The sequence below is a fragment of the Flavobacterium davisii genome (assembly GCF_042182265.1).
Classification (GTDB): Bacteria; Bacteroidota; Bacteroidia; order Flavobacteriales; family Flavobacteriaceae; genus Flavobacterium; species Flavobacterium davisii.
In genome coordinates, this window is record NZ_CP097869.1 from 610,348 (window position 1) to 636,891 (window position 26,544).

Consider the following 26,544-nt stretch of genomic DNA (forward strand, 5'->3'; position numbering starts at 1 on the left):
AACTATGAAAAAATTTTTAAAATCAATTATTACTTCAGTTATCGCTGCTGGATTATTCATAGCTTGTGATAAAGAAAAGGATTTTGACATTCCTGAAATTAAAGTGGCCTATTTATTTGAAAACTTTGAAGCAACAACATCAGGTTCAGGATCTACAGAAATACCCATTAATATTAAAGGTTGGTCTAATTATAATCTAAGTACAACAGGAACTAGATTATGGAATAGCCGTTTAGCAGACTCTAATAAGTATGCCGAGTTCTCATCTTTTTATTCCGCTGCTAATACAACAGATGAAGCATGGTTAATCACTCCAAATACACTACTTGACTCTCAAAAAGAAACTTTTTTCTCTTTCGACACCAAAGTTAGATTCTGGACAGGTAGCAATTTAACTGTTTTGATTTCCGAAAATTACGACGGTACAAAAGCAGGTATCAGTACTGCCACATGGACTCCTTTGAACGTTAAGTTACCCACTTCTACAGAAGTAGATAAATTCATTTCAAGTGGAATCCTTAGCTTATCAGCTTATAAAGGCAAAAATATCCAAATTGCGTTTAAGTACGCAGGAAACAAAACAAACGGTTTAACTACTACTTATCAGTTAGACAATATTAAACTTTTTATGAACTAAGACGTTATGAAAAATATAAATATTAAAAGTTTTTTAGTTTATTCGTTTATACTATGTACAAGCGTAGCCTGTGTAAATGAAAAGTTCGATACACCCAGTACGAATAACCTTTGTGAAAGTCTAACGCCTAATAAAAAAGTTACTGATTTTACAAATCAAGCTCCTACCAATGGTTTTACAACTCATAAAGCAGATGATATCATTGAGGCAATCGTTACTTCAAGCGACGAAGGAGGTACTTTTTACAAATCCATTTCATTTGAATCAGTTGATAATGGATCTGGTACTGTAGGCTTTAGTATACCCGTAGATCAAAGCAATTTACATACTGAATTTGAGCCAGGAAGAAAAGTTTATATAAAAATGAATGGCCTATCCTACACCAATAAAAACGCTTCTACAATAATAGGTGAAATATTTAATAATGAAACACCTAATAATACCGCAGACGATCAAGTTGGAAGAATTTCTTTCGTTACCTATAAAAATATTATCAAAAAGTCATGCGAAAACGTAGGAGAGGAAAAAATTGTTAAAAAACCTTTATTTATCAATCAAATATTAAATGATTCTTATATCAACAAATTAATTGAATTAAAGGATGTTCAATTTTTGGATGCTTCAGTTGGTAAAAAATACTTCGACCCTACTCTTAACAATTTAGGTAGTGCGACAAACCATTTAATAACAGACTTAAATGGTAATAAAATTATTGTAAGAATTAGTGAGTTTGCAAAATTTGCTAGTAAAACCATTTCTAACAAAAATGGTAAAATTAGAGGGGTTTTAACAAAATTTGGTTCTGATTACCAATTTATACCACGTACAGAAAGAGACATTCAGTTAACTGAAGACAGAAAAGAAGTTGATTTAGCTCCTGCTTTAGGAGGTTCTGCTTTAACCTATTCTGGCTCTTTTACAGAAAATTTTGACACCTATACTGCTGGAAGTATTACAACTGGAACAAAAGATTTCCCTAAATATATTAATGACCCTTTATTAGGATCTAAATATTGGTATGTAACGAGCTTTAGCAGTAATAAATACATCGTTATGTCTGCTTTTAACTCTGCATCTAGCGGACAAGAACAAAACAATAAATCTTATTTTATTGTTCCTGTAGATTTTACAGCAGCAAATAGTATGTCATTTAAAACACAGGATCGTTTTAATACAGGAAATGTTTTAAAAGTTTATTATTCTACTAACTATGTTCCTTTTTCAAAAGTAAGTGATGCTTCTTTAACAGATATTACTTCTAATTTTACAATTGCTTCAGGTACTTTAACGGGAACAACAAAACCTTTCGTTAATAGCGGTGTATTTAATTTCCCCGTTAATTTAACAGGTAACGGTTATATCATCTTTGAATACTCAGGAGGCTACAGTTTTAGTCCAGCTAGAACAACTACAATTCACCTAGATGACATCGTAATAAACTAAATAAAAAAATAAATTTAGTATAAAAACCCAATTCAGATTGAATTGGGTTTTTTATTTCTATCATTTTATTGCTTAATTTTGTACCTCAATTAAATGAAATGTTAGAAAAAGAAAAACATATTTTTGAAAGAACAGTAATTGTAGGGATCGTAACTCAAAGTCAAAACGAAGACAAACTAAATGAATATTTAGATGAATTAGAATTTTTGACCTTTACTGCTGGTGGTGAAGTGGTAAAACGTTTTACGCAAAAAATGGACAAACCTAATCCTAAAACATTTGTTGGTACAGGAAAACTTGATCAAATTAATATATACATCAAAGAAAACGATATCAAAACGGTTATTTTTGATGACGAACTTTCACCCGCACAACAAAAAAATATTACCCGCGAATTAGATTGTAAAGTATTAGATCGTACCAATCTTATCCTAGATATATTTGCCCAACGTGCTGAAACCTCGTATGCTCGCACGCAAGTTGAATTAGCACAATGTCAATATCTACTCCCAAGACTAACTGGTATGTGGACCCACTTAGAGCGTCAACGAGGTGGAATTGGAATGCGTGGTCCTGGAGAAACAGAAATTGAAACCGACCGTCGTATTGTACGCGATCGCATTGCGCTATTAAAAGAAAAAATTAAAACCATAGACAAACAAATGGCTATTCAGCGCAGTAATAGAGGAGCTATGGTTCGCGTTGCCTTAGTTGGTTATACGAACGTTGGAAAATCTACTCTTATGAATGCCGTTGGAAAAAGTGAAGTATTTGTTGAAAACAAATTATTTGCAACTTTAGACACTACAGTAAGAAAAGTAGTAATCAAAAATTTGCCCTTCCTCCTTTCAGATACAGTAGGATTTATTCGGAAATTACCTACTCAATTAGTCGAATCTTTTAAAAGCACACTAGATGAAGTACGAGAAGCTGATCTCTTACTACATGTAGTAGATATTTCACATCCTGAATTTGAAGATCATATAGAATCCGTCAATCAAATTTTACAAGACATCAAGAGCTCGGATAAACCCACTATTATGGTATTTAACAAAATAGACTCTTACCAACATTTAACCATCGCAGAAGATGATTTGATTACAGAAAAAACAACTAAGCATTACACTCTTCAAGATTGGAAAAACACATGGATGAATCGTTTAGGTGAAAATCATGCCTTGTTTATTTCAGCTACTGAAAAACATAATTTTGAAGAATTTAGAGAAAAAGTTTACGAAGCCGTAAGACAAATTCACATTACACGATTTCCTTATAATAATTTCTTATATCCTGATTATAAAGAAGCTGATGGAGAATAAAATAAACGAGAAAGCATCCAAAAAGTAAAACAATTAGTTTACAACTTTTACTTACCTAATCATCTTGTATTCTAAAATTTTTCAATCTTTAACCAATGATAACAAATCAATTAAAGAAAACACAAGATTTATTTTTTTTGGATGCTTCCTCATTTTATTATCTTTTTCACAAAGCTTTAGAACGATTTCTTCTTTATTCTTTTTCTTAAATTAACGCCTTTCCTTTTTCTAATACTTAAAACTTTGCACTTTACAACTTATAATTGTAACTTTGCGCTCTAATTTTCAATTCGTTTATGAACAAATTATTGATTGTAGGAACAGTAGCTTTTGACGCTATTGAAACGCCGTTTGGTAAAACTGATAAAATTTTAGGAGGAGCTGCTACCTTCATCGGTCTATCTGCTTCTAATTTTAATTTACAATCAGCCATCGTATCTGTTGTGGGAGAAGATTTTCCTCAAGAATATATTGACTTATTAAAATCTAGAAACATAGATGTAAATGGCTTAGAAGTGGTAAAAGGAGGCAAGACTTTTTTCTGGAGTGGAAAATACCATAATGACTTAAATTCTCGCGATACATTAGTAACTGAATTAAACGTATTAGCTGATTTTAAACCTGTAGTTCCTGATAATTTCAAGAATGCAGATGTCATAATGCTAGGTAATCTACATCCATTAGTACAGTCAAGCGTATTAGATCAATTAACCGAAAAACCCAAATTAGTAGTTCTGGATACAATGAATTTCTGGATGGATTGTGCTCTAGAAGAATTAAAAGCCGTAATGAAACGTGTAGACGTAATCACAATCAATGATGAGGAGGCACGCCAGTTATCAGGTGAGTATTCTTTGGTTAAAGCTGCCGCTAAAATTCATGAAATGGGACCTAAATATGTCGTAATCAAAAAAGGAGAACACGGCGCTTTACTTTTCAATGAAAAAGAGGTTTTCTTTGCACCCGCATTACCTTTAGAAGAAGTGTATGATCCAACAGGCGCTGGTGATACCTTTGCTGGAGGATTCTCTGGCTTCATTACACAAAGCGAAAATATTTCTTTTGAAAATATGAAATCAGCAATTGTACATGGATCTAACTTAGCTTCTTTTTGTGTAGAAAAATTCGGTACAGAACGCATGGTAAACTTAACAAAGGAAGAAGCCCAAACTCGATTAAGACAATTTAAAGCCTTAACACAGTTTGAGATAGAATTATCATAAATTTTCGCCCCGTTTTTTCGGGGCTTTTTTAATTAAAATTTTACGACACCGATGCTTTTCGGTCTTAACTACACACAACCAACAACACAATGAGCGATGCAATTAAACACGAGTGCGGTATAGCACTTTTGAGATTAAAAAAACCCTTAGAATATTATAAAGAAAAGTATGGCACTGCTTTTTACGGGGTTGAAAAAATGTACCTGCTTCTTGAAAAACAACACAACAGAGGTCAAGACGGTGCTGGATTAGCAAGTATTAAATTAGATGTAACCCCAGGAGTACGTTATATCAGTAGAATACGTTCTAACCAAGCACAACCCATTCAAGATATTTTCGCACAAATTAATTCACGCATCAATCAAGAACTAGAATTACACCCCGAATATAAAAATAATATAAATTTATTGAAGGAAAACATTCCTTATATAGGAGAGGTTTTTCTTGGACATGTTCGCTATGGGACATTTGGCAAAAACAGCATTGAAAATGTACATCCTTTCCTTCGCCAAAACAACTGGATGAACCGCAATTTAATTGTGGCTGGTAATTTTAACATGACCAATGTAAAAGAACTTTTTGGCGACTTAGTTCGTTTAGGACAACACCCTAAACAAATGGCTGACACAGTAACCGTTATGGAAAAAATAGGTCATTTCCTTGATGACGAAGTAACCGATTTATACCAGAAATGCAAAGAAGAAGGCCTTAGCAAACAAGAAGCATCCCCTGTAATTGCTGAACGACTGGATGTTGGACGTATTTTACGAAGAGCTTCTAAAAATTGGGATGGCGGATATGCCATGGCTGGTTTAATAGGTCATGGAGACGCTTTTGTTACACGTGATCCAGCAGGTATACGCCCCGCTTTTTATTACCATGATGACGAAATTGTAGTAGTTGCCTCTGAACGCCCTGTAATTCAAACTGTTTTCAATGTTCCTTTTGAATCTATTCAAGAAATTACGCCTGGGCACGCCATTATCATTAAGAAAAACGGCCTTGTGATTGATGAAAAAATAAGAGAAGCTACTCTAAAAAAGGCATGCTCTTTTGAACGTATTTATTTTTCTAGAGGAAGTGATGCCGAAATCTATCAAGAGCGAAAAAATCTAGGAAAATTAATCCTTCCCGAAGTTTTAAAAGCAATTGAAAATGACACCGACAATACCGTTTTTTCATACATCCCTAATACAGCTGAAACTTCTTTCTTTGGAATGATAGAAGCCGCTAATGACTTCTTAAACCAACGCAAAATAAACACCATTCTTGAGCAAAAAGAACAATTATCACCCGATCGTCTAAAAGAAATCTTAGATGTTAAAATACGTTCTGAAAAAATTGCGATCAAGGATGCTAAACTTAGAACTTTTATTACAAATGATGATTCTCGAGATGACATGGTAGCTCATGTATACGATGTAACTTACGGAGTCGTAAAAAAATCTGACAATCTCGTAATCATTGATGATAGTATTGTAAGAGGAACAACCTTAAAGAAAAGTATTATCAAAATGATGGATCGTTTAAATCCTAAAAAAATCATTATTGTTTCTTCTGCACCACAAATACGCTACCCCGATTGCTATGGTATTGACATGGCTAAATTAGAAACTTTAATCGCCTTTCAAGCCATGTTAGATTTACTAAAGCAAACCAACAAATACCATCTGGTAGAAGACATTTATACAAAATGTAAAGCACAAGAACACAAGCAAGATTCAGAAGTAATAAATTATGTAAATGAGTTATATGCTCAATTTACAGATGAACAAATTTCAGATAAAATTGCTGAAATGCTAAAAGAATCTACCATAAATGCCGAAATAAAAATAATTTTTCAATCAGTAGAAAACCTACACAAAGCCTGTCCAAAAAATTTAGGCGACTGGTATTTTACTGGCAATTATCCTACGGATGGAGGAAACCGTGTGGTAAATAGGGCTTTCATAAACTTCTACGAAGGAAATAACATGAGAGCATACTAAAAGTGTATTTTATCGTGTTTTTAGGTATTTCATCGATTTTATTTCAATACCACTCCTTCTCTCCATAAATTTGAGGCACCATTACAATAAGTAGGTTAAGTTTATGGTAGATTTGGGGCAAAAAAGACAGAATTAGGTTCTGTCTTTTTTATTTTACTCCCTTTTCAACTCAAAAATAAAGTTCATACAAATTAGATTTTCCCATTCGCTTCGAATCTAACAAGAAATCTAAGTTAAATTTAAACCATCTTCCGAAAGAACAAAAAATGCTAAAAATAACACTCTAAATGATTAATTCTTATTCCCTAAGTACAGAAAAAGAACCTAACCATTAATCAAACCTACATTTTTTCTTCACTTTTATTTTTTTCTTCACTTTTTGTAGACACTTCCTTTTTATCCCAATTTGCCGTTTTTTCTTTTAAATCAGTAAACCAATCTCCTAAAATAGGCAATAAAAAATACGACGTTTTCATACAAGGATTAAAAAATAAAGAACTTTCTTGTGTCTCCTTGCTAATCATCATATCATTTATATTTACTTTTTGAAAAAGATTTAAAAAAATACCAATTAATAAGGCCGATTTTATAACAGCAAAAACGCCTCCAGCTAATATATTAGCCCAGCCTAAAAATGCAAAATTAGCAACACTAGAAAGTAATTTTGCAATAAAATGAATTCCTAGCACAACAAATACCAAAGTAAGGACAAAAGCAAAAACTTGAATAGTTTTAGATGACCATAAAAAAAAATCTTTTAAAAGATCACTTACAGCATAAGAAAATTTAATAGCAATAAAAACGCCTATAAAAAACGCTATTAACGAAGCTAGTTCTACAAATAAGCCATTTTTTAAACCTTTATAAAAAGCAAAAACTAATAACGCTCCTATTATAATATCTACAAATCCCATTTTTTCTTTTTTTCAAATATAACAAAAAGAGAAAAGAAGAAAGAAAAAAGATAGCTATGCTTTATTAGTCTTATATTTGCACAAAAAAAGGGAGTATCTCTAAAAGATCGCGATCTTGTTATTTCTCCCATCGTTGAAGAGATAAACAAGACGTTAAATTACTACTTTTTAGATACTCTAAAATTATTCTCTATATTAAAATGAGTCGAGATATACAATTGAAAAAAAGATGGGAACAAATTACAAGTTTCTTATCTAATAAATTTGCAGATGGGGATGAGCTAGACTTAGACGCTATTATTTATTTAATAGGAGTACAAGAATTAGGTAAATTTAACCAGACCTTTAAGAAAGACGAAAAGGTTAATTTAATGCATATAGCCATTTGTAGATTGTTAGAACCTTATGGATATTATGAATTTGATTATTTTGATCAGGAAGGCTGGCCTCATTATAAGATAAAAGAAGAACTACCACCGTTAAAAGCAGGTGAACAATCCGTTTTAATGAAAGAAGCAATTGTAAACTATTTTGTAGAGAAAAGAGTTATAGATTAATTAGATAATGGCTACTGTTGTAATGCTATAACTAATGACTATTTACTTTTGTCTAATACCTAAAAAACCTTAAATTAGCACCTTCAAAGGAGAACCGATGATAGATAAGATTAAAGAATACATTGCAGAAGCACAAACGTTTGATACACAAGATAAGGAAAAATTAGAAGCATTCCGAATTAAATTTCTTGGAAGTAAAGGATTAGTAAAGGATATTTTTGCTGAATTTAAAAATGTTCCAAATGATCAAAAAAAAGAATTTGGTCAGATTATTAATACATTAAAAAAGACAGCCGAAGAAAAGGTAAAATCAATTCAAGAAGACCTAGAAAGCAAAGAAGAAGTTAAGGGGTTATACGGCGATTTAACACGCCCTGCAGAGCCTATTAAGTTGGGGTCAAGACATCCTATATCATTAGTTAAAAACCAAATTATTGATATTTTTTCGAATATAGGTTTCAATGTTTCAGAAGGGCCTGAAATTGAAGACGATTGGCATAACTTTACAGCCTTAAACTTGCCAGAATACCATCCAGCAAGAGATATGCAAGACACATTCTTTATTCAAACCAATCCTGATATTTTATTACGTACACATACATCATCAGTACAAGTGCGTTATATGGAAAATAATACACCTCCGATCCGTACAATTTCTCCAGGACGTGTTTTTCGCAATGAAGCCGTTTCCTCTCGTTCACACTGTATTTTTCATCAAGTAGAAGGTCTTTATATAGACAAAGATGTTTCGTTTGCCGATTTAAAACAAACCTTGTTGTATTTTACAAAAGAAATGTTTGGTAAATCAAAAATCCGTTTGCGTCCATCTTATTTTCCATTTACAGAGCCAAGTGCAGAAGTAGATATTTATTGGGGGTTAAAAAACGAAATTGATTACCGAATAACTAAAGGAACAGGCTGGTTGGAAATTATGGGATGCGGTATGGTAGATCCAAATGTATTAAAAAACTGTGATATTAATCCTGATGACTATAATGGTTTTGCTTTTGGTATGGGAATTGAGCGTATTGCCATGTTATTATACCAAATTGGAGATATTCGTATGTTCTATGAAAACGATGTACGTTTCTTAGAACAATTTAAATCAAGTATATAATAACTATTAAATCTAGATTCAGTATTTGAAATCTATTCTAAAATTATTTTTTTAATAAATTAAAATGCTTACGGCAAATCCTGTATAGAAGAATATATTATTACATGAAGTAATAAAATCAGTATACATACTTGAATTTGAAACAAATAAAATAGAATAGATTTCCAAGATTGACTTTAGATTAAAGTCAAAAATAAAAATCAAAAGTTGGTTTTTAAACTTTTGATTTTAGCCTTTTAAACTAAAGACTAAAATGAAAAAAGACATTATAATCCCTAAAGTAGAAAATGTATTTTTAGCCGCTATACAAGAATGGAATGATGACTTTATGGATAAAGTATGGAACGTCTACCTAATTAATGATTCCGATTACGATTTAGAAAATATTATAGTAGTTTCTAAAGCTTATGGTAAAATAGAAGGCGAAATGCGTAAAACATCCTTATTACGTCACGGATTTAAAGCTTTACCAAGTGTTTCTGCTTTAAAAATAGAAATGATAGAAAATAGTGTTTTAGTACTTAATAATGAGTTTATGGTGACTTATTTTATAGGAAACACACTTTATGATAAAAAATTCACTTTTCGCTCCAATACAATTAATGAGCGAGCTACAGAAGAAGTGCCTCATATATGGCAAAATGGAGTGGTCGTAAAATAAATAAAAAGAAGAGAAAAGAAGACTATAAATTTCAGTATTCTTTTCTCTTTCTTTTTTATATTGCCCTAAAAATCAATCTAATTTTTCAGTTAGTTTTTTAAAGACCTTTTTAGCCTCTTTACCCTCATACAAAACCTGATAAACAGCATCTAATATAGGTGTTTTAGCTTGGTATTCTTCATTTAGTGTCCAAGCACTTTTAGTAGCATAATACCCCTCAGCAACCATACTCATTTCCATTTGAGCTGATTTTACAGTATATCCTTTGCCTATCATATTACCAAACATCCGATTTCTTGAAAAAACAGAATAACCTGTTACAAGTAAATCACCTAAATAAGCTGAATTGTTTATATTACGTTTCATACGATGTACTTGTTTAATAAATCGTTTCATTTCACGAATGGCATTACTCATTAAGACCGCTTGAAAATTATCACCATATCCTAATCCATGGGCAATCCCAGCTGCAATGGAATAAATATTTTTTAAAACTGCAGCATACTCTGTACCTACAATATCATCTGAAGTTTTAGTTTTAATATAATAACTAGAAAGATTAGTAGCTACAATTTTTGCTTTTTCCATATCCCCACAAGCTATAGTTAAATAAGAAAGACGTTCTAATGCAACCTCTTCAGCATGACAAGGTCCTGTAATTACCCCTATATTTTCATAAGGAATAGAATATTTTGTGTGAAAATGTTCCCCTACTATCAAGCTACTTTCAGGAACAATTCCTTTGATAGCAGAAAAAACTACTTTATCTTTAAGATCTTCCGTCATTTTTTCAAGTTCCGTACTTAAAAATGCAGAAGGTATTGCAAAAATCACATAATCAGCGTCTTTAATCGCTTGATTAATATCATTAGTAAGTTGTAATTGGTTAATATTAAATGCTACAGAACTTAGATAATTAGGATTATGTTTGTGCAATTTCAAATGCTCTAATGCGTAAACACTTCGCATATACCAAGCAATTTGATCTACATTTTCACATAACATTTTTACGATTGCGGTAGCCCAACTACCACCACCAATAACAGCAAATTTGGGTTGTGTATTCATATTTTATTACTCCCGATCAATTTTACCACGCTCAGGATAAACGCTTCATCACCTATCTATTAGATTAAGATAAAATATTTTTATGCGTAAAGATGCAATTCTAAATAAAAATCCAAAGTTACAAAAAAATGGCACGTATATTGGTTAGCTAAGTTAGGAAACTTCAAATTCTTAATAGTATGAAAATGATAAAAATATTTTTATTGATAATAATAATACCCTCCTTATTTCAGTCGTGTACTAACGAAGCTATAATTGAAGACCATAGAGAACCGGCTGCAACGAATACAAGCATATCAAAACGAATAGAAAGTTATGATTTATGGTATATAGATTATAATGCTACAGAAGGTTCAGGTAATATCCCTTTCATAACACGCGCTTTCACCATTTCTTTTTTAAATGGAGCTTTATATACTAATAATAACTTAGCAGGAATCGGCTCTACAGGCAATGGATTTGGAACAAGAGTAGGAGCGTATAATTACAACTCCAATTCTATTCGTGTTTTTCACGATGTATACGGAACATTTGAATTACAAATAAGCCAACTAACAAAAAATAAAATAAGATTATATGATCCTTTTCGCAAAGTAAGCTACTACTTAATAGGGTATCAACGAAGTAACTTCGATTACGATAAATTATTTAATGATAATATTCATTACTTCTTACAAGAATACAAAGCATGGGAAAAAGTATATACCAGCAGAATAGGAGCTTTAAATGATTTTGATAAGGAAAATTTTATACAATTTTTAGCAGGAGGAACCGACAAACGTTTTCGTTCATCTAAAGATTCACCCAGAACGAATGTAAACAACATTTATTGGGATTTTACAGGTCTGTACGGTATTTCAAATAATCTGAATCCATACACTAAAAAATTAACATTAGATTATGATTTTTGGGGCAATGAATCTTTCACACTAAGCGTTATTAATGACCATCGAATTCGATTGTTTCATAATACAAGTGGAACAACGTATGAGTTTGAAGGGAGAGGATTCATTGAATATCTTCGATTGACTGTTAGCAAAGCAAAAACAGATGTAGAAAAATAATTGGGTTAAAAGTTAAGTTACGTTTTGTTTTTGGTGTTTAGTAAAAAAGCGCACATTGAGTAAATCAAGTGCGCTTTTTGAATTATAATTCAAGTTTTTTAAAAAAACGTTTTAATAGCTCATTTCTATGATAGCTCTTACTTTTTCAGGAGTAATATTTTGTTTTTCCCCTAAAGCTTCCCAGCCTCTTTCTTCAAAACGATTCACAACAATAGAAGCTGTTTCTGAGTAGTTTTCTGTATTTTCAGATAAACGAGTAAGCATTCCCATTACATGAAAAAATGCCGTTGTCTTTTCAATTGCTTTTTCAGCAATTTCATCGTCAGATCCAGTCAAATCCCAAACTCTTTTTCCATATTGTGCTAATTTTTCTTTTTTCGTATCAAACATTACTCTATACAAATTAGGCCCAATAATTGCTAAAGTTCTAGCGTGATCTATTTCATATAAAGCCGTTAATTCATGACCTATCATGTGGGTAGCCCAGTCAGAAGGTACTCCCTTTTGAATTAATCCATTCAATGCCATTGTACAACACCACATAAAATTAGATGCCAGTTTATAATCAGCTGGATTTTCAACTATTGAAGGTCCTATTTCTACTAAAGTTTGTAAGATACTTTCTGCTATTCTATCTTGTAATAACGCATCATGTGGATAAGTTAAATATTGCTCCATAACATGTGTAAAAGCATCTACTACACCATTTTGTAACTGACGTTTAGGTAATGATTCTATCACTGTTGGATCACAAATAGAAAATTGCGGAAATAAAGCACTACCTCCTAAAGTTAGTTTTTCTTGTGTTTCTTCAATTGTAATTACAGCACCCGAATTCATCTCAGATCCAGTAGCAGGTAAAGTTAAAACAGTTCCAAAAGGAACTACCTCGCTAAGCTCTTTAAATAACACTCTTTGACGAAGAATTTCTACTTCATCTCCTTGATATTTAACGGCTCCTGATATAAATTTAGTCCCATCTATTACACTACCACCTCCAACAGCAATAATAAAACCTATATTTTGTTCACGAATAATCTGAACTGCTTTCATCAACGTTTCAAAACGCGGATTGGGTTCAATTCCTCCAAATTCGACCACATCAAATCCCTTTAAAGCAGTTTTAACTTGATCATAAATTCCGTTTTTAAAAATACTCCCCCCACCATATGTAAGTAAAATCTTGGTGTTTTGAGGAACTAATTCTGTCAATTTTGTTATCTGCCCTTTCCCGAAAATATAATTTACAGGATTGTATAACTCAAAGTTTGTCATGTTTTTTGTGTTTAAAAACATAAAATTAGGAAACAATTTATCGGGATATTATAAAATAAAGTTAAAATTCAATAGAGAATAGCTTCAAAAATATAAAAAACTGTATTGCAGTTAATTAGCTTATTAATCCAAACCATTCATTTGTTTAAAACATAAAAATATAACCTAAATTATATTGAAAACGGAATTTTGCACTACATGAAAATCTTTCAGATTTCCAAGATTAATACTTTTTGTATAGAGAATGAAAATCCTCTTTTACTTATATACTTTTACGACATCATAATTTTAAAATCTGTTGTACGATATTATTGTACAACAGATTTTAAAAATGCCTTTTTCAAAAAATTAAAACATATTTTCTAATTTTGCGTAAAATACACGCAAGATATGAGTTTCTCACAAAATATAAAAATAGCGGTCGATGCAGTCGTTTTTGGCTATGCAAATTCGTCGTTATATGTTTTACTTATCCAACAAAAATTTGGTACAGATACCTTACATTGGGCTTTACCTGGAGGTTTAGTAAAAGCCAATGAACCTTTAATCGATGCAGTTAAGCGTGAATTAAAAGAAGAGACTAATGTTACAGTAAATTATATAGAGCAACTTTATACTTTTGGCGATGATGTGTATCGCGATTCTCGAAACCGAGTAATATCGGTTGCTTATTTTGCACTTGTTAATCCATCTAAATTAAAATTAATTGCCGACACGGATGCTGACGCTGTTTGCTGGGTAAAAGTAGATGAAATCCCAAAAATGGCATTTGATCATAACAAAATTGTGTCTAAAGCATTGGAGCGTTTGAAAGCCAAATTAACTTACCAACCCATAGGTTTTGATTTGCTCCCTCACGAGTTTTTATTTTCTGATTTGGAACATTTATATACTTCTATCATTGGAAAAGAAATCGACCGACGAAATTTTAGAAAAAAAATACTCAGTTTAGGTTTTATAGAAGAAACAGATCATATACATCACCCCAAATCGGGTCGCCCAGCTAAATTTTTTAAATTTAACGTTGCTAAATACGAAGAACTTTCTAAAGACGGAATGGTTTTTGAAATCAAGTTTGCGTAAAGCTTTTATTTCAATAAACTTTTGTTATTGAATTAATTAATAATTCATATAGCACATTTAAAAATTACCACAGATACACCGATTAAAATCATTCATTTAGTTTATTTTATATTTATTACACCCAAGTTTAAAACATAATATAAATTTGGAAGGTAATTATTGCAAAATCTGTGCATCTGTGGCAAATGAAATTATTTTATTATAGTAGTAATACAATTCTTAAAAAAATATACGTTTTAAAAGATGTTATCTGTGCATTTGTGCTATCTTATAAACCATTCAACGATTAAATTTTTTCAAAATTAACTTTGCGTAAAAAAAACACAAAATATTTTGTCAGTAAAAAAATACGTTTTATATTTGCGTAACATTAACGCAAACCTATATAAATATGTTCGTATTAAATTTAGATAAAGACTTCACTCCCTTTGGAATACAAAACCAAATTGAATGTCAAACATTCACTTTTTCTGGAGGAGAACCACATATAAAAATTCAACCGTTTGATACTACTCAAAAAGTTATCATTACACATCGTGCAAATAGCTTTAACGATTTTGGATTAATCATTTTAACGATTGATGCCTTAAAAAGAATGGATGTAAAAGAAATTGAACTTTTCATTCCGTATTTTCCAGCAGCAAGACAAGATCGTGTGATGATTCCTGGCGAACCACTTTCAGTTAAAGTATATGCTGATATTTTGAATAGCCTCAATCTTTCTAAAGTATATGTTTTTGATGCGCATAGCGAAGTAACTCCAGCCGTTCTAAACAACTGCCAAGTGGTTACCAATTATAAATTTATTGAAAAAGTAATTGAAAACATAAGACAAGAAGTAATTTTAATTTCACCAGATGGTGGCGCTTTAAAGAAAATTTACAAAGTGTCTGAATATTTAGGCGGTGTGGAAGTAGTTGAAGCAAGCAAAAGCCGCGATGTAAAAACAGGAAAACTAAAAGATTTTAAGGTTTATACCGATGATTTACAAGGAAAACCTTGTTTGATAGTAGATGATATATGTGACGGAGGCGGCACTTTTATAGGATTAGCCGAAGCATTACAAAAAAAGAACGCTGGCAAATTATATTTGGCCGTAAGCCACGGAATTTTTAACAAAGGATTCGATCAATTACAAATTTTTGAAAAAATATTTACGACCAATTCATTTAAGGATTTTGATAATGAAAAAGTAGAAACAATTAAGATTGAAATGAAATGCAATACACAATAGAAAATATAGATAAAAATGCGAAGTTCCTTTTCTTTTGGGGGCATCAACCTTCAAATGACGGAAGTATAACCAAAACTTGTTTTAGTCAATGGTGGCAGAGTTCATTTACTGTGGACGGGATTACGTATCCCACTGCCGAACATTGGATGATGGCACAAAAAGCGAAATTATTTAACGATGAAGAAATGTTTGATAAAATCATCAAAGCAAATTCTCCTCATCAGGCTAAAAAATTAGGTCGATTGGTAAAAGGTTTCGATAATGAAATTTGGAATGCCCAACGTTTTGATATAGTAGTTCAAGGGAATTACCATAAATTCTCTCAAAATGAAGCATTGAAAGAGTTTTTACTAAATACCAATGACAGAATCTTAGTCGAAGCGAGTCCCGTGGATAAAATTTGGGGTATTGGTCTCACAGGTGATGATCCAAAGGCAAATAATCCTAAAACTTGGAACGGACTAAATTTATTAGGATTTGCATTGATGGAAGTGAGGGATATATTAATCGGAAAAAAATGATTTTACAAGCAGCCATAGGAGACGCATACGGAGCTGGTTTTGAGTTCCAAAAGCAAGAATTTATTGATGATACTAATGATGTAACAGCCTATTATCCACACGGATTGTATTCAGAAATTTACAAACGATATACTGATGATACACAAATGGCGATTGCTATCACAGAACTAGTTTTGGAAGACCTTGATTGGACCGAAGAACGAGTGGCTCAAAAATTTGTAGAGGTTTTTCATAGGGATAAACGAAAAGGATATTCGGATAGGGTTTATAATGCACTTGACCAGAGCAACAATGGAAATGAATTTATGTCAAATCTAACTTTTCAAAGTAGTGGTAATGGTTCAGCTATGCGGGCGTATCCTATTGGATTTGTAAAAGATATTTCAATGTTGTTGAAATGTTGCGAAATTCAGGCTAAAACGTCACATAATACGATAGAAGGAATCCAATGTGCGAAACGTATCGCTTTGGCAGTGCATTTTTACAGATATGGTTTAGATGGGAAGTATGATTTAATTGAATTTATTAACACAACATTAAATGAACAGGAAACGTATGAAATTATCGCTCCCATTGATATGCACGGTTACCCTACTACAAAAGCAGTGATTAAGTTGGTTTCAGAAGCGACTTCAATGCACCAATGTTTACAAGAAGGGATAAGTTATGGGGGAGATACAGATACGGTTGCTGCTTTATGTATGGCCATTTTAAGTCAAAAAACGAATTGTGAAAAATCACTTCCAGCGTTTTTATACGATGAATTAGAAAATGGTTTATACGGAAAAGAGTTTTTAATGAATTTGGATAATAAATTAGAAGAGAAGTTTAAAAATATCAATTAAACGAAAAGGTTTTTATTATATTAATTAACCATTAAGTTTTAGATTTCTTAAAGCAACTTTATCTCTTAATGGTAAAATTAAAAATTATTTAAAGTTGAAAATAGTCATTAAGTATTTAGAAAATAAATGAACTTAATAGTTATAAGAAGAAAATGAGAACACTAGTTTTTGGCGATATACACGGAGGACTTCGTGCCTTAGAACAATTGATAGAAAAAGTAGGAATTACTCCGACTGATAAATTAATTTTTCTTGGTGATTACGTCGATGGTTGGAGTGAATCAGCCCAAACTGTAGAATATCTTATCCAATTAAGTAAAAAATATCATTGTGTTTTTATACAAGGAAATCACGATTTGTGGTGCGGACGTTGGTTAAATTTGGGAGTATCAAACCCAGTTTGGGAAGAACACGGTGGAAAAGCAACCATTCAGAGTTATATCCAATCAGGTTTACTAGCTTCCGCTGAACACAAGAGCTTTTATCAAAATCTCCAAGAATACCACATCGACAAGGATAACCGACTTTATATTCACGCAGGTTTTACCTCTATGCACGGAGTAGAAAAAGAAGAAAACCGATTGGATTTTTGCTTTGACAGAACCCTTTGGGAAATGGCATTGACAATGGACAAACGAATTAAAAAAGATTCCAAATTGTTCCCAAAACGATTATTGCATTACCACGAAATTTTTATTGGACATACACCTACCTTGAATTATGATATTGATGTTCCTATGCAAGGTTACAATGTTTGGAATGTCGACACTGGAGCAGGTTTTTCTGGTAAATTAACCTGTATGGATGTCGCTACGAAAGAGTTTTGGCAAAGTGATATCGTGTGGGAGTTATACCCAAATGAAAGAGGGAGGAATTAAACGCCCCTTAGTGTAACTTTGTGAAAAACTTAGTGTACTTTGTGTAACAATACTTGAGTTACACAATGTCACACAAAGTACAAGCACAAAGTTTATAGAAGTTTTTAATTTTATAAAAGAATATATGAACCCATTATTATTAACAGACGGCTACAAAGTAGATCACCGTCGTCAATACCCAAACAACACTACTCTAGTCTATTCCAACTGGACGCCGCGTAAATCCAGAATAGAAGGTATAAACGAAGTTGTATTTTTCGGCTTACAGTATTTCATCAAAAAATACATTATCGAAGATTTTCAAACCAATTTCTTCAACCAACCCAAAGAAACTGTGGTGTCGCGTTACGCCCGACGTATCAACAACTACTTAGGCGAAAACCAAGTCGGTACAAAACACATCGAAGACCTACACGATTTAGGCTACATCCCAATGGTTTTCAAAGCCCTACCTGAAGGCGTGAGCGTGCCTGTTCGTGTGCCAATGTTTACAATGTATAACACCAAATCCGAATTCTTTTGGTTGACCAATTATTTCGAAACCCTATTATCTGCCGTGGTTTGGTTGCCTTGTACCTCTGCAACTATTGCTAAACAATACAGAAAAGTATTGGGTGCTTATGCGCAAGAAACATCTTCAATCCCCGAATTTGTCGATTGGCAAGGACACGATTTCTCAATGAGAGGAATGGGCGGAATAGAATCGGCGGTGATTTCAGGAATGGGACACCTGTTAAGTTTTACAGGAACTGATACCATACCAGCGATAGATGCATTGGAAACCTATTATAATGCCAACTCCGATGCTGAATTAGTGGGAGGATCCGTAGCAGCAACAGAACATTCGGTAATGTGTATGGGAACAACCGAAGGCGAGTTTGAAACCTTTCAACGTTTAATCTGCGAAATTTACCCTAAAGGAATTGTATCCATCGTTTCAGATACTTGGGATTTATGGAAAGTATTAACCGATTATATGCCTCGACTAAAAGAAACGATATTAGCAAGAGAAGGTAAAGTAGTCATCCGACCTGATAGCGGGAATCCAGTGCTTATTTTATGTGGTAACCCTGATGGAAAAACTGAACAAGAACGCAAAGGAGTAGTAGAATTACTTTGGGATGTTTTTGGAGGAACAACTAACGCTAAAGGGTATAAAGAATTAGCACCACAAATTGGCGCTATATATGGCGATAGCATTACAGTTGAAAGAGCTACTCAAATTTGTGAAAAGCTAAAACAAAAAGGGTTTGCTTCAACTAATGTCGTGTTAGGAATTGGTTCCTATACTTATCAATATAACACTCGCGACACCTTTGGTTTTGCAATGAAAGCAACTTATGGCGAAGTAAACGGCGAAGGACGCGAAATTTTCAAAGATCCAATTACAGATGACGGTACTAAAAAATCAGCTAAAGGATTAATGAAAGTCGTTTTAGAAAACGGAACGTATCAGTTAATAGATCAAGTTTCTTGGGAAGAAGAAAAACAAGGCGAATTAAAAGAGGTTTTTCGTGATGGGAAATTGACAATCGACCAAAGTTTAAGCGAGATTAGAAGCCGAATCAAATAATAAGTTTTTAACCACAGATGCACAAATGCAAGAGATATTCAATAAGTAATAATTAATCGTTTATTTGTCACTTCGACAAAAGGAGAAGTCACATTACGAATATTATGCGAATTACTTTGTCAATCTAATAATTGTTTTCAAATAAGGTGAAATAAAGTTATATCATTTGAAAATTGAATATCTGTGCATCTGTGGTTAATAATTACAAATAAAATCAATGGAAGGAATCCTGTATATAGAAAATTTCATTAGAAGGCAGAATGAGTTTGACTTTTAGGAAAATTAAATAAAATAGAAATAGACAGAGAAAAGTTCAAAAAATTATTAGGAACAAATTGGTTCAGATTTTATTTAATTAGTATATTTGAATTTATAAATCAATCGCAATACAAAAGATTCAATTTTTATCTTTTTTAAGATTCACTTTGTTTTCACTTAAACTAATTGGGCAAAATTCAATAATGGATATGGCAACAATAAAAGAATGAGCCTAATAAACCAAATGAGCCTAAACCTACACAAAGCACTCTAAAACCGTCCTCTAGTGAAGAAACGGCTAGCAGAGTAATGGAAAATCTTAAAACAGAAATGAATTTGGATGCTTTGCAAAAGATTGTTATTAAAAACATTTTGATCCAAAGTCTAAATACGCGGACGTAATTCTAAAAAAGGGTTCTAACGAAAGTAAAAGCGAGGGTATTAAAGTGATCTCTTAAAATACCGACCAAAAACACTAGAGTTATTAAATCCAGATCAAAAATATATTTACAAAAAAATTATTGCAGTAGGATTCAAAAAGAAATAAAAGAAGCCATACTAGCTATAACAACTAATCAACTTACAAATGTACAAACAACTTTTACTTAGTATTACTTTGGGCTTACTTATAAGTTCATGTGGAACTAATCCTTATAAGGAAAGCAATAAAATATACACGCAACAACTAAAAGTTTTACAGCAAAAACTAGCCGAAAAAAAAGCTATTACCCTAAAAAAAGTAGAGACTAGCACCACTTCTTTGGACACGCTTTACACGAAACAAATTAAAACCCGAAAGGATTCTATCTCTAAATTTAACCCAACTGCGTCAGAAAATGTAAAGACAGAATGGATTGGAACAGTAAACTTTAATCTAAGGAAACCAAATTTTGTAATTATACATCACACCGCACAAGATTCTTTAAGACAAACATTGAAAACCTTCACATTAGCCAGTACACAAGTTAGTGCACATTATGTAATCGCAGAAGATGGAAAAGTGGTACAAATGCTAAATGATTACTTAAGAGCATGGCATGCAGGCAGTGGAACTTGGGGAAGAAATAGCGACATCAACTCTGCTTCTATTGGGATTGAACTTGACAACAATGGACTTAAACCCTTTTCAGAACAACAGATCAATAGCTTATTAGCTCTGTTAACAAAATTAAAGAAAGACTATAATATTCCTACACAAAATTTCATAGGTCATTCTGATATTGCTCCAACTAGGAAAGTAGATCCTAGCGCTTTATTTCCTTGGCAATTATTAGCTGAAAAAGGTTTCGGAATCTGGCCAGATGCACTATTAGAAACAGCACCTACAGATTTTAATGTCGAAATGGCTTTACGCATAATTGGGTATGATACCAAAAACTTGAGTGCCGCAATCAAAGCGTTTAAATTGCATTATATCAAAACAGAAATCGACTCGGTTATAGACCAAAAAACATTAAATGTTATCTATGCGATTTATAAAAAACAATAAGAGTGTTATCTAAATAAAAAAAGGGGGTGAATATCACCCCCTTTTTCTTTATTACTTAATTTATTTCCTATAAAACAAATTATGCTCCACATAACCCCAAACTTTATTGGGTAGCATGGGAATTACATTTTTGTTATTCTTAATACTTTCACGGATAAATGTTGAGGATAGTTCAATGACAGGTGCATCTACTCGGTGAATTTTAGGGTGAGCCACAAATTGACTATCTAGTATTTCCGAATTCATTCTTGGATACACATAGATTTCATGATTTTGAAGAATGACCTCATAGTTCTTCCATTTATGAAACGAATTTAAATTGTCTTCACCCATAATCAGCGAAAACTCATGATTTGGGTGTTTTTCTTGTAAATGAGCCAATGTATTTACGGTATAGTTAGGTTGTGGTAACTTGAATTCAATATCACTGGCCTTGATTTTTGGATAATCTTCAGTTGCTAAATGTACCATGTGTAAACGATGGTAATCCTCTAACAAAGTGTTTTTCTGTTTGTGAGGATTATGAGGTGTAACGACCATCCAAATTTGATCTAAATCAGAATGCTCCGCTATATGATTAGCAATAATCAAATGCCCAATGTGGATGGGGTTAAAAGTTCCAAAGTAAAGTCCTATTTTCATTTTTTGGTTCTTAGTCCTTAGTTCCTAGTCCTTAGTTCAGTATATGGTATTGCTCAGGACAAGTAACCAAGTATTTATAATTCTTTAAGTGATTTAGAGAATGTATTTAGCATTTTAGATTCTTCTTCTATTAAAGAAATAACTTCTTCGAATAAAATTTCGTCAGTAATAAAGTTTAACTCTTTGGCTATGAATATTTGTGTTTCCAATTCATTTAAAGAACCTCTGGAAATATTCAAAAAATGACCAAAAGATTTGTCAGTTCTTCTTCCAAAACCCTCAGCAATATTTGATGGAATTGAGACTGATGCTCTTTTAATTTGACTAGTAAGTGCATAAATCTCATCTCTGGGAAATTTTTCAGTAAGTTTATATACTAGAACTACTAATCTGATTCCCTTTTGCCAAATAATTAGTTCTTTGTAAGTATTCACTCCACTCATTAGGTGTTCTTTTAATGTTTTATTACTTTTTGTAAAAACTAAGTACTGTGAACTAAGTACTGTGAACTAAGTACTGATTACTATTTGGATATAAACTCCTTAACCAATTCATACGCTTCTTGCTTTGCCACATCAAGATCATAATTTTTAATGATGGTGTCAAACTGTGGTGCTGTAGCTAATTCTACGTGTGCTTTAGCAATACGCATATTAATTTTGTCTTCACTTTCGGTTGAACGTTCTTTTAAGCGACGTTTTAATTCGTCCACACTTGGCGGTTTCACAAAAACAGCCAATGTTTGTTCAGGGAATTTCTTTTTGATACGTAACCCACCTGCTACATCAATGTCGAAAATTACATTTTTACCCATAGCCCAAATACGTTCTACTTCCTTTTTTAAAGTACCATAAAAGTTGTCACGATACACTTCTTCCCATTCTACAAAGTCTTCCGCTTTAATATGCTTTTTGAACTCTTCAATTGATATAAAATAATAATCTTTACCATTAATTTCTTGTCCACGAGGTTCACGCGTGGCTGCGGAAATTGAAAATTCTAAATTTAGTTCTTCAATCCCTAATAAATGTCTTACAATAGTGGTTTTTCCAGATCCTGATGGTGCTGAAAATACGATTAATTTGCCTCCGTTATTCATAATTTAGTAATTAGTGAAAAGTGAAGAGTGATTAGTTTTGATTTGCTATTTACTAATCACTCTTTACTTATTACTTATAAAACATTCAATACTTGTTCCTTAATTTTTTCCAATTCATCTTTCATCATTACAACTATTTTTTGCATTTCAGAATGGTTTGATTTAGATCCCATTGTATTAATTTCACGTCCCATTTCTTGCGTGATGAATCCTAATTTTCGTCCGTTAGCTTCATTTCCATTTAACGTCGTTAAAAAGTAATCTAGATGATTTCCTAATCTAACTTTTTCTTCTGTAATATCATATTTTTCTAAATAAAATATCAATTCTTGTTCAAAACGATTTTCATCTACAGTTGCTTCAAGTTCATCTAAAGCGGTACGTAACCTTGTTTTTACAGTTTCTATGCGTTCGGGATCATAAGATACAGCACGATCCATTAATTGTTGAATATTAGCAATTCGTGTTTTAAATTCATTTTCAAGAGCTTGTCCTTCGTCTTTTCTAAATTGATTGATATTAATCAGTGCCTCACTAATAGTTTTTTGAATTTCAGCCCATTCTGTTTCTTCTATTTCTTCACGTTCTGTTTTTAAAGCATCTGGCATACGTACTGCCATCTTCATTAATTCAGTAAGATCTGCTTCGGGTAGTATTTCTTTCATTTGGGCTATATAAGCCTTTATGATAGGAGCATTTATTTTAGAAGTGGTTTCTTCACCTGTTACTTCTAGATATAATGAAAAATCAATTTTACCTCTTTCTAAACTTTGAGAAATTTGATTACGTAAGCCAAGTTCCATCTCACGATAAGTAGAAGGCATACGAACATTTAAATCTAAACCTTTACTGTTTAAGGATTTAATCTCAACGGTAATTTTTTTGGTAGGCAATTGTAATGTTGCTTTTCCAAACCCTGTCATTGATAGTATCATTCTTTTTTATTTGGTCTCAAAGATAATTATTTTTAGTTGTAGTTATCGATTCTTTGTGTAGTTTTCGAGGTTAATTTTCAAGTGATAAAAATCATTTTTTTGGTTATAAAAATGAAGTAATTTGGTACAAATTAAAATAAACAACTACGAAATTGTATCAATAATAAAAAGTGGTAAAAGCTTTAATAGAGATAAACAATTTCCTGCTATTAACTAAATTTTTTTTATGAAAAAAATCGTATTTTTAATTCCGCTAATTTTGACCACTTGTAAAAAGGATCATCAAGAAGATTTCTCTAAACCAACTGAAAATAAAGAGTCTAAGAGTGAATTATTAATTCAATCTTCTCGTTTTTTCAAGTCAATTTCTACAGTTTCGGAAGAGAATATTCCCGAAGAAAAAATCAATTTGGGTAAAAAATTGTATTTTGATTCTTCGCTTTCTAAGAATGGAACTATTAGTTGTAACTCTTGTCACAATTTAGAAAATTTTGGTGTTGATAATAAACCATTATCTTTAGGAGATACCAAAAAAATGGGAGGTAGAAATTCGCCTTCTTCTTTGTATGCTTCCCTGCATTCCATGCAGTTTTGGGATGGAAGGGCAAAGGATGTAGAAGAACAAGCAGGAGGACCTTTGTTAAATCCTATTGAACACAGTATTCCAAATAAAGAGTTTTTGGAAGAAAAATTACGTAAAAAATCAGATTACATAATGTTATTTAAGAAGGTTTATCCAGATGAAAAACAACCTATTACTTTTTTAAACATAACAAATGCAATTGGAGCTTTTGAAAGGAAACTACATCCTAAAAGTAGATTTGATGCTTATTTAGATGGAGATGAACAGGCAATATCCGATACAGAAAAAGAAGGACTGAAATCTTTTATGGATAATAATTGTGTAATGTGTCATAGTGGGGTTGCTTTAGGAGGGCAAATGATGCAAAAATTCGGAATTTATGGGGACTATTCTAAACTTACACATAGTAAAAAAATAGATAAAGGTGTTTTTGAAAGGACTAAAAAAACAGGTGATGAATTTATGTTTAAAGTACCTAGTTTGAGAAATGCTGAAAAAACATATCCTTATTTTCATGATGGTTCCGTTGCTTCATTGTCAGAAGCTATTAAAATAATGGGGAAGGTACAGCTCAATAAAGATTTATCAAAACAAGAAATTAGTAGTATTGAAGCGTTTTTAAAGACATTAACAGCTGAGGTAGATACAAAGTATAAAAAATCATAAATATACTTATAAAGGGGCTATTTTGTAAAAGTATAAATTAAGGCATTTTTAAAACCCCGTTTTAGTTATTCTTGCTAGAAACGGGGTTTAATATTTTCAGAAAAATACTTGATGTAATTTTAGTTATTTGTTTTTAAGGGTATTTGTATTTTTTTTACAGATCAAAACCCATATTGACACCTAATTTAGTGGCAATAATTTTTCCAATTTTTTCTTTTAATTCAGGTATTTTAATGCTTGAGGTTACTTCGCTAGTAAAAGCATACATTAATAATGCTTTAGCTTCTTTTTTAGGAATCCCTCTTTGTTGCATATAAAACAAGGCTTTTTCATCTAACTGACCAATTGTGCATCCGTGTGAACATTTTACATCGTCAGCAAATATTTCTAATTGTGGTTTTGCATTTATCGAGGCTTTTTCGCTTAGCAAAACATTATTATTTTGTTGGAAAGCATCTGTTTTTTGGGCTTCTTTTTCAACATAAATCTTTCCATTAAAAACACCTGTTGACTGATCATCTAAAATACATTTGTAATTTTGATGACTCTCGCAATTGGGTTGTGCATGTTGCACCAAGGTGTAATGATCTACATGTTGTTTATTTCCAATAATTGTAATTCCTTTTAAAGTAGAGTCAATACGTTCTCCTTGGTGATAAAAATTTAAATTATTACGTGTAATGTTTCCCCCAAAAGAGAATGTATGTACGGAAACTCGACTTTCTTGTTTTTGAGCAATATAAGTATTGTCTACCAAGTTAGCTGATTGTAAATCGTTTTGAATCTTATAATAATCAACAATTGCTCTTTTTTGAGCAAAAACTTCTGTCACTGAATTAGTAAAAACAGGATTTTCATGTAAACTCTGATGACGTTCTATAATTTGTACATGTGCATTTTCGCCTACTACTATTAAATTACGAGGTTGTACCATTAAGGCACTTTCGACTCCAGTTGAAAAGTAAATGATTTCTATTGGTTTTTCAACCACTTTACTTTTTGGGATATTTACATAAGCACCTTCGTAAGCAAATGCTGTATTTAAGCTTGTTAATGTTTCTTCTTTGCTCGCAATTTGATTAAAGAAGGTATCAATAACCATTTTATATTTTGGTTTTGTTAGTGCTGAAGACATTAAACAAACATCTAATCCATCATGTGTAGTTGATGATAAGAAGGTACTAAAAACACCGTCAATAAATACTAATTTATAAGTATCTACATTGTTAACGAAATATTTTTTTACATCCTTAATTTCTACTGCATTTTCTTTTTTAGGAAAAATACTAAAATCGTTTTTTAGTACCGCATTTAACGATGTATACTTCCAAGCTTCCTCTTTTTTTGAGGGGAAACCATTCGCTTCAAAATTCTTTAATGCTGAAGTACGAAGATCATGTAATTCGGTTGTTACATCTACCTTCTCTTCAAATGCCATAAAAGAGGAAAGTAATTTTTCTTTTAAATCCATA

At 32.0% G+C, this 26,544-nt stretch carries 25 protein-coding genes; 17 read left to right on the top strand and 8 right to left on the bottom strand.

The features are described 5' to 3' along the window. Positions 1-4: 4 nt before the first annotated feature. The 5 genes from NAB20_RS02485 (at position 5) to NAB20_RS02505 (ending at position 6,610) form a co-directional block, all read left to right on the top strand. On the top strand, positions 5-637 hold the full coding sequence (locus NAB20_RS02485; RefSeq protein ID WP_164849087.1) for a choice-of-anchor J domain-containing protein: 633 nt from the start codon (positions 5-7) through the stop codon (positions 635-637). Positions 638-643: 6 nt separating this feature from the next. Next, entirely contained in the window at positions 644-2,080 is a 1,437-nt protein-coding gene (locus tag NAB20_RS02490; RefSeq protein ID WP_127823293.1) for a DUF5689 domain-containing protein, read from the top strand. Positions 2,081-2,178: 98 nt separating this feature from the next. Further along, positions 2,179-3,399 (top strand): GTPase HflX, encoded by a 1,221-nt coding sequence (gene hflX, locus NAB20_RS02495; RefSeq protein ID WP_088391744.1) that lies wholly within the window; start codon positions 2,179-2,181, stop codon positions 3,397-3,399. A gap of 296 nt (positions 3,400-3,695) precedes the next feature. Continuing rightward, complete coding sequence (locus tag NAB20_RS02500; protein ID WP_375605446.1) at positions 3,696-4,622, top strand: PfkB family carbohydrate kinase; 927 nt, start codon at positions 3,696-3,698, stop codon at positions 4,620-4,622. Between the two features lie 89 nt (positions 4,623-4,711). Further along, entirely contained in the window at positions 4,712-6,610 is a 1,899-nt protein-coding gene (locus NAB20_RS02505; protein WP_127823294.1) for an amidophosphoribosyltransferase, read from the top strand. Positions 6,611-6,951: 341 nt separating this feature from the next. Here the strand turns inward: NAB20_RS02505 and NAB20_RS02510 are convergent, their stop codons facing one another. Next, positions 6,952-7,524 (bottom strand): CvpA family protein, encoded by a 573-nt coding sequence (locus NAB20_RS02510; protein WP_105195638.1) that lies wholly within the window; start codon positions 7,522-7,524, stop codon positions 6,952-6,954. A 200-nt stretch (positions 7,525-7,724) separates the two neighbouring features. On the opposite strand from NAB20_RS02510, the gene NAB20_RS02515 reads away from it, so the two are divergent. The 3 genes from NAB20_RS02515 to NAB20_RS02525 all read left to right on the top strand — a co-directional run bounded on the left by NAB20_RS02515 (position 7,725) and on the right by NAB20_RS02525 (position 9,859). Next, the gene (locus tag NAB20_RS02515; protein ID WP_088394792.1) at positions 7,725-8,081 is read left to right on the top strand and encodes a hypothetical protein; all 357 of its coding nucleotides are present in this window, start codon (positions 7,725-7,727) and stop codon (positions 8,079-8,081) included. Between the two features lie 97 nt (positions 8,082-8,178). After that, positions 8,179-9,198, top strand: coding sequence for a phenylalanine--tRNA ligase subunit alpha (pheS, locus tag NAB20_RS02520; RefSeq protein ID WP_088394790.1), 1,020 nt, complete (start codon positions 8,179-8,181; stop codon positions 9,196-9,198). 253 nt (positions 9,199-9,451) lie between these two features. Next, positions 9,452-9,859: a hypothetical protein gene (locus NAB20_RS02525; RefSeq protein WP_088394788.1), complete on the top strand. Its 408-nt coding sequence runs from the start codon at positions 9,452-9,454 to the stop codon at positions 9,857-9,859. Positions 9,860-9,931: 72 nt separating this feature from the next. On the opposite strand, the gene NAB20_RS02530 is transcribed toward NAB20_RS02525, so the two are convergent. Further along, positions 9,932-10,927, bottom strand: a complete 996-nt coding sequence (locus NAB20_RS02530) for an NAD(P)H-dependent glycerol-3-phosphate dehydrogenase (RefSeq protein WP_088393923.1) — start codon at positions 10,925-10,927, stop codon at positions 9,932-9,934. A gap of 203 nt (positions 10,928-11,130) precedes the next feature. Between NAB20_RS02530 and NAB20_RS02535 the strand changes: the two genes are divergently transcribed. Then, positions 11,131-11,991, top strand: a complete 861-nt coding sequence (locus tag NAB20_RS02535; RefSeq protein WP_146105898.1) for a nicotinic acid mononucleotide adenyltransferase — start codon at positions 11,131-11,133, stop codon at positions 11,989-11,991. A gap of 111 nt (positions 11,992-12,102) precedes the next feature. Here NAB20_RS02535 and NAB20_RS02540 read toward each other — a convergent pair whose 3' ends face one another. Beyond that, a complete protein-coding gene (locus tag NAB20_RS02540; protein ID WP_375605771.1) occupies positions 12,103-13,266 on the bottom strand; it encodes an iron-containing alcohol dehydrogenase in 1,164 nt (387 codons plus the stop codon). 390 nt (positions 13,267-13,656) lie between these two features. On the opposite strand from NAB20_RS02540, the gene NAB20_RS02545 reads away from it, so the two are divergent. From NAB20_RS02545 to NAB20_RS02575, 7 genes are all read left to right on the top strand, one after another. Beyond that, positions 13,657-14,349 carry an NUDIX domain-containing protein gene (locus tag NAB20_RS02545; RefSeq protein WP_105195228.1) on the top strand — a complete coding sequence of 231 codons (693 nt, stop codon included), beginning with the start codon at positions 13,657-13,659 and terminating at the stop codon, positions 14,347-14,349. A 391-nt stretch (positions 14,350-14,740) separates the two neighbouring features. Continuing rightward, a complete protein-coding gene (prs, locus tag NAB20_RS02550) occupies positions 14,741-15,583 on the top strand; it encodes a ribose-phosphate diphosphokinase (protein WP_127823299.1) in 843 nt (280 codons plus the stop codon). Further along, entirely contained in the window at positions 15,568-16,104 is a 537-nt protein-coding gene (locus NAB20_RS02555; RefSeq protein WP_105195236.1) for an NADAR family protein, read from the top strand. Before prs ends, NAB20_RS02555 begins: the two co-directional genes overlap by 16 nt. After that, positions 16,101-16,949, top strand: coding sequence for an ADP-ribosylglycohydrolase family protein (locus NAB20_RS02560; RefSeq protein ID WP_375605447.1), 849 nt, complete (start codon positions 16,101-16,103; stop codon positions 16,947-16,949). Before NAB20_RS02555 ends, NAB20_RS02560 begins: the two co-directional genes overlap by 4 nt. A gap of 152 nt (positions 16,950-17,101) precedes the next feature. After that, complete coding sequence (locus NAB20_RS02565) at positions 17,102-17,827, top strand: metallophosphoesterase family protein (protein WP_375605448.1); 726 nt, start codon at positions 17,102-17,104, stop codon at positions 17,825-17,827. A 124-nt stretch (positions 17,828-17,951) separates the two neighbouring features. Next, positions 17,952-19,400 (top strand): nicotinate phosphoribosyltransferase, encoded by a 1,449-nt coding sequence (locus NAB20_RS02570; RefSeq protein ID WP_375605449.1) that lies wholly within the window; start codon positions 17,952-17,954, stop codon positions 19,398-19,400. Between the two features lie 844 nt (positions 19,401-20,244). Further along, positions 20,245-21,147, top strand: a complete 903-nt coding sequence (locus tag NAB20_RS02575; protein ID WP_105195602.1) for an N-acetylmuramoyl-L-alanine amidase — start codon at positions 20,245-20,247, stop codon at positions 21,145-21,147. A gap of 60 nt (positions 21,148-21,207) precedes the next feature. On the opposite strand, the gene nadD is transcribed toward NAB20_RS02575, so the two are convergent. From nadD to NAB20_RS02595, 4 genes are all read right to left on the bottom strand, one after another. Continuing rightward, positions 21,208-21,789, bottom strand: coding sequence for a nicotinate (nicotinamide) nucleotide adenylyltransferase (nadD, locus tag NAB20_RS02580; protein WP_105195601.1), 582 nt, complete (start codon positions 21,787-21,789; stop codon positions 21,208-21,210). A 74-nt stretch (positions 21,790-21,863) separates the two neighbouring features. Beyond that, complete coding sequence (locus NAB20_RS02585) at positions 21,864-22,232, bottom strand: four helix bundle protein (RefSeq protein ID WP_375605450.1); 369 nt, start codon at positions 22,230-22,232, stop codon at positions 21,864-21,866. Positions 22,233-22,312: 80 nt separating this feature from the next. Beyond that, entirely contained in the window at positions 22,313-22,888 is a 576-nt protein-coding gene (gmk, locus tag NAB20_RS02590; RefSeq protein ID WP_105195599.1) for a guanylate kinase, read from the bottom strand. Positions 22,889-22,962: 74 nt separating this feature from the next. Continuing rightward, a complete protein-coding gene (locus tag NAB20_RS02595; protein WP_105195598.1) occupies positions 22,963-23,823 on the bottom strand; it encodes a YicC/YloC family endoribonuclease in 861 nt (286 codons plus the stop codon). A 226-nt stretch (positions 23,824-24,049) separates the two neighbouring features. Between NAB20_RS02595 and NAB20_RS02600 the strand changes: the two genes are divergently transcribed. Further along, complete coding sequence (locus NAB20_RS02600; protein ID WP_375605451.1) at positions 24,050-25,072, top strand: cytochrome-c peroxidase; 1,023 nt, start codon at positions 24,050-24,052, stop codon at positions 25,070-25,072. Between the two features lie 154 nt (positions 25,073-25,226). Here NAB20_RS02600 and sufD read toward each other — a convergent pair whose 3' ends face one another. Then, positions 25,227-26,543 (bottom strand): Fe-S cluster assembly protein SufD, encoded by a 1,317-nt coding sequence (gene sufD, locus NAB20_RS02605; protein WP_105195596.1) that lies wholly within the window; start codon positions 26,541-26,543, stop codon positions 25,227-25,229. Position 26,544 lies beyond the last annotated feature (1 nt).

Excerpts from the sequence above, each read along its gene's own strand:
- NAB20_RS02485 (WP_164849087.1), top strand. The coding sequence starts at position 5 with ATGAAAAAATTTTTAAAATCAATTATTACTTCAGTTATCGCTGCTGGA.
- NAB20_RS02490 (WP_127823293.1), top strand. The coding sequence starts at position 644 with ATGAAAAATATAAATATTAAAAGTTTTTTAGTTTATTCGTTTATACTA.
- hflX (WP_088391744.1), top strand. The coding sequence starts at position 2,179 with ATGTTAGAAAAAGAAAAACATATTTTTGAAAGAACAGTAATTGTAGGG.
- NAB20_RS02500 (WP_375605446.1), top strand. The coding sequence starts at position 3,696 with ATGAACAAATTATTGATTGTAGGAACAGTAGCTTTTGACGCTATTGAA.
- NAB20_RS02505 (WP_127823294.1), top strand. The coding sequence starts at position 4,712 with ATGAGCGATGCAATTAAACACGAGTGCGGTATAGCACTTTTGAGATTA.
- NAB20_RS02510 (WP_105195638.1), bottom strand. The coding sequence starts at position 7,524 with ATGGGATTTGTAGATATTATAATAGGAGCGTTATTAGTTTTTGCTTTT.
- NAB20_RS02515 (WP_088394792.1), top strand. The coding sequence starts at position 7,725 with ATGAGTCGAGATATACAATTGAAAAAAAGATGGGAACAAATTACAAGT.
- pheS (WP_088394790.1), top strand. The coding sequence starts at position 8,179 with ATGATAGATAAGATTAAAGAATACATTGCAGAAGCACAAACGTTTGAT.
- NAB20_RS02525 (WP_088394788.1), top strand. The coding sequence starts at position 9,452 with ATGAAAAAAGACATTATAATCCCTAAAGTAGAAAATGTATTTTTAGCC.
- NAB20_RS02530 (WP_088393923.1), bottom strand. The coding sequence starts at position 10,927 with ATGAATACACAACCCAAATTTGCTGTTATTGGTGGTGGTAGTTGGGCT.
- NAB20_RS02540 (WP_375605771.1), bottom strand. The coding sequence starts at position 13,266 with ATGACAAACTTTGAGTTATACAATCCTGTAAATTATATTTTCGGGAAA.
- NAB20_RS02545 (WP_105195228.1), top strand. The coding sequence starts at position 13,657 with ATGAGTTTCTCACAAAATATAAAAATAGCGGTCGATGCAGTCGTTTTT.
- prs (WP_127823299.1), top strand. The coding sequence starts at position 14,741 with ATGTTCGTATTAAATTTAGATAAAGACTTCACTCCCTTTGGAATACAA.
- NAB20_RS02555 (WP_105195236.1), top strand. The coding sequence starts at position 15,568 with ATGCAATACACAATAGAAAATATAGATAAAAATGCGAAGTTCCTTTTC.
- NAB20_RS02560 (WP_375605447.1), top strand. The coding sequence starts at position 16,101 with ATGATTTTACAAGCAGCCATAGGAGACGCATACGGAGCTGGTTTTGAG.
- NAB20_RS02565 (WP_375605448.1), top strand. The coding sequence starts at position 17,102 with ATGAGAACACTAGTTTTTGGCGATATACACGGAGGACTTCGTGCCTTA.
- NAB20_RS02570 (WP_375605449.1), top strand. The coding sequence starts at position 17,952 with ATGAACCCATTATTATTAACAGACGGCTACAAAGTAGATCACCGTCGT.
- NAB20_RS02575 (WP_105195602.1), top strand. The coding sequence starts at position 20,245 with ATGTACAAACAACTTTTACTTAGTATTACTTTGGGCTTACTTATAAGT.
- nadD (WP_105195601.1), bottom strand. The coding sequence starts at position 21,789 with ATGAAAATAGGACTTTACTTTGGAACTTTTAACCCCATCCACATTGGG.
- NAB20_RS02585 (WP_375605450.1), bottom strand. The coding sequence starts at position 22,232 with ATGAGTGGAGTGAATACTTACAAAGAACTAATTATTTGGCAAAAGGGA.
- gmk (WP_105195599.1), bottom strand. The coding sequence starts at position 22,888 with ATGAATAACGGAGGCAAATTAATCGTATTTTCAGCACCATCAGGATCT.
- NAB20_RS02595 (WP_105195598.1), bottom strand. The coding sequence starts at position 23,823 with ATGATACTATCAATGACAGGGTTTGGAAAAGCAACATTACAATTGCCT.
- NAB20_RS02600 (WP_375605451.1), top strand. The coding sequence starts at position 24,050 with ATGAAAAAAATCGTATTTTTAATTCCGCTAATTTTGACCACTTGTAAA.
- sufD (WP_105195596.1), bottom strand. The coding sequence starts at position 26,543 with ATGGATTTAAAAGAAAAATTACTTTCCTCTTTTATGGCATTTGAAGAG.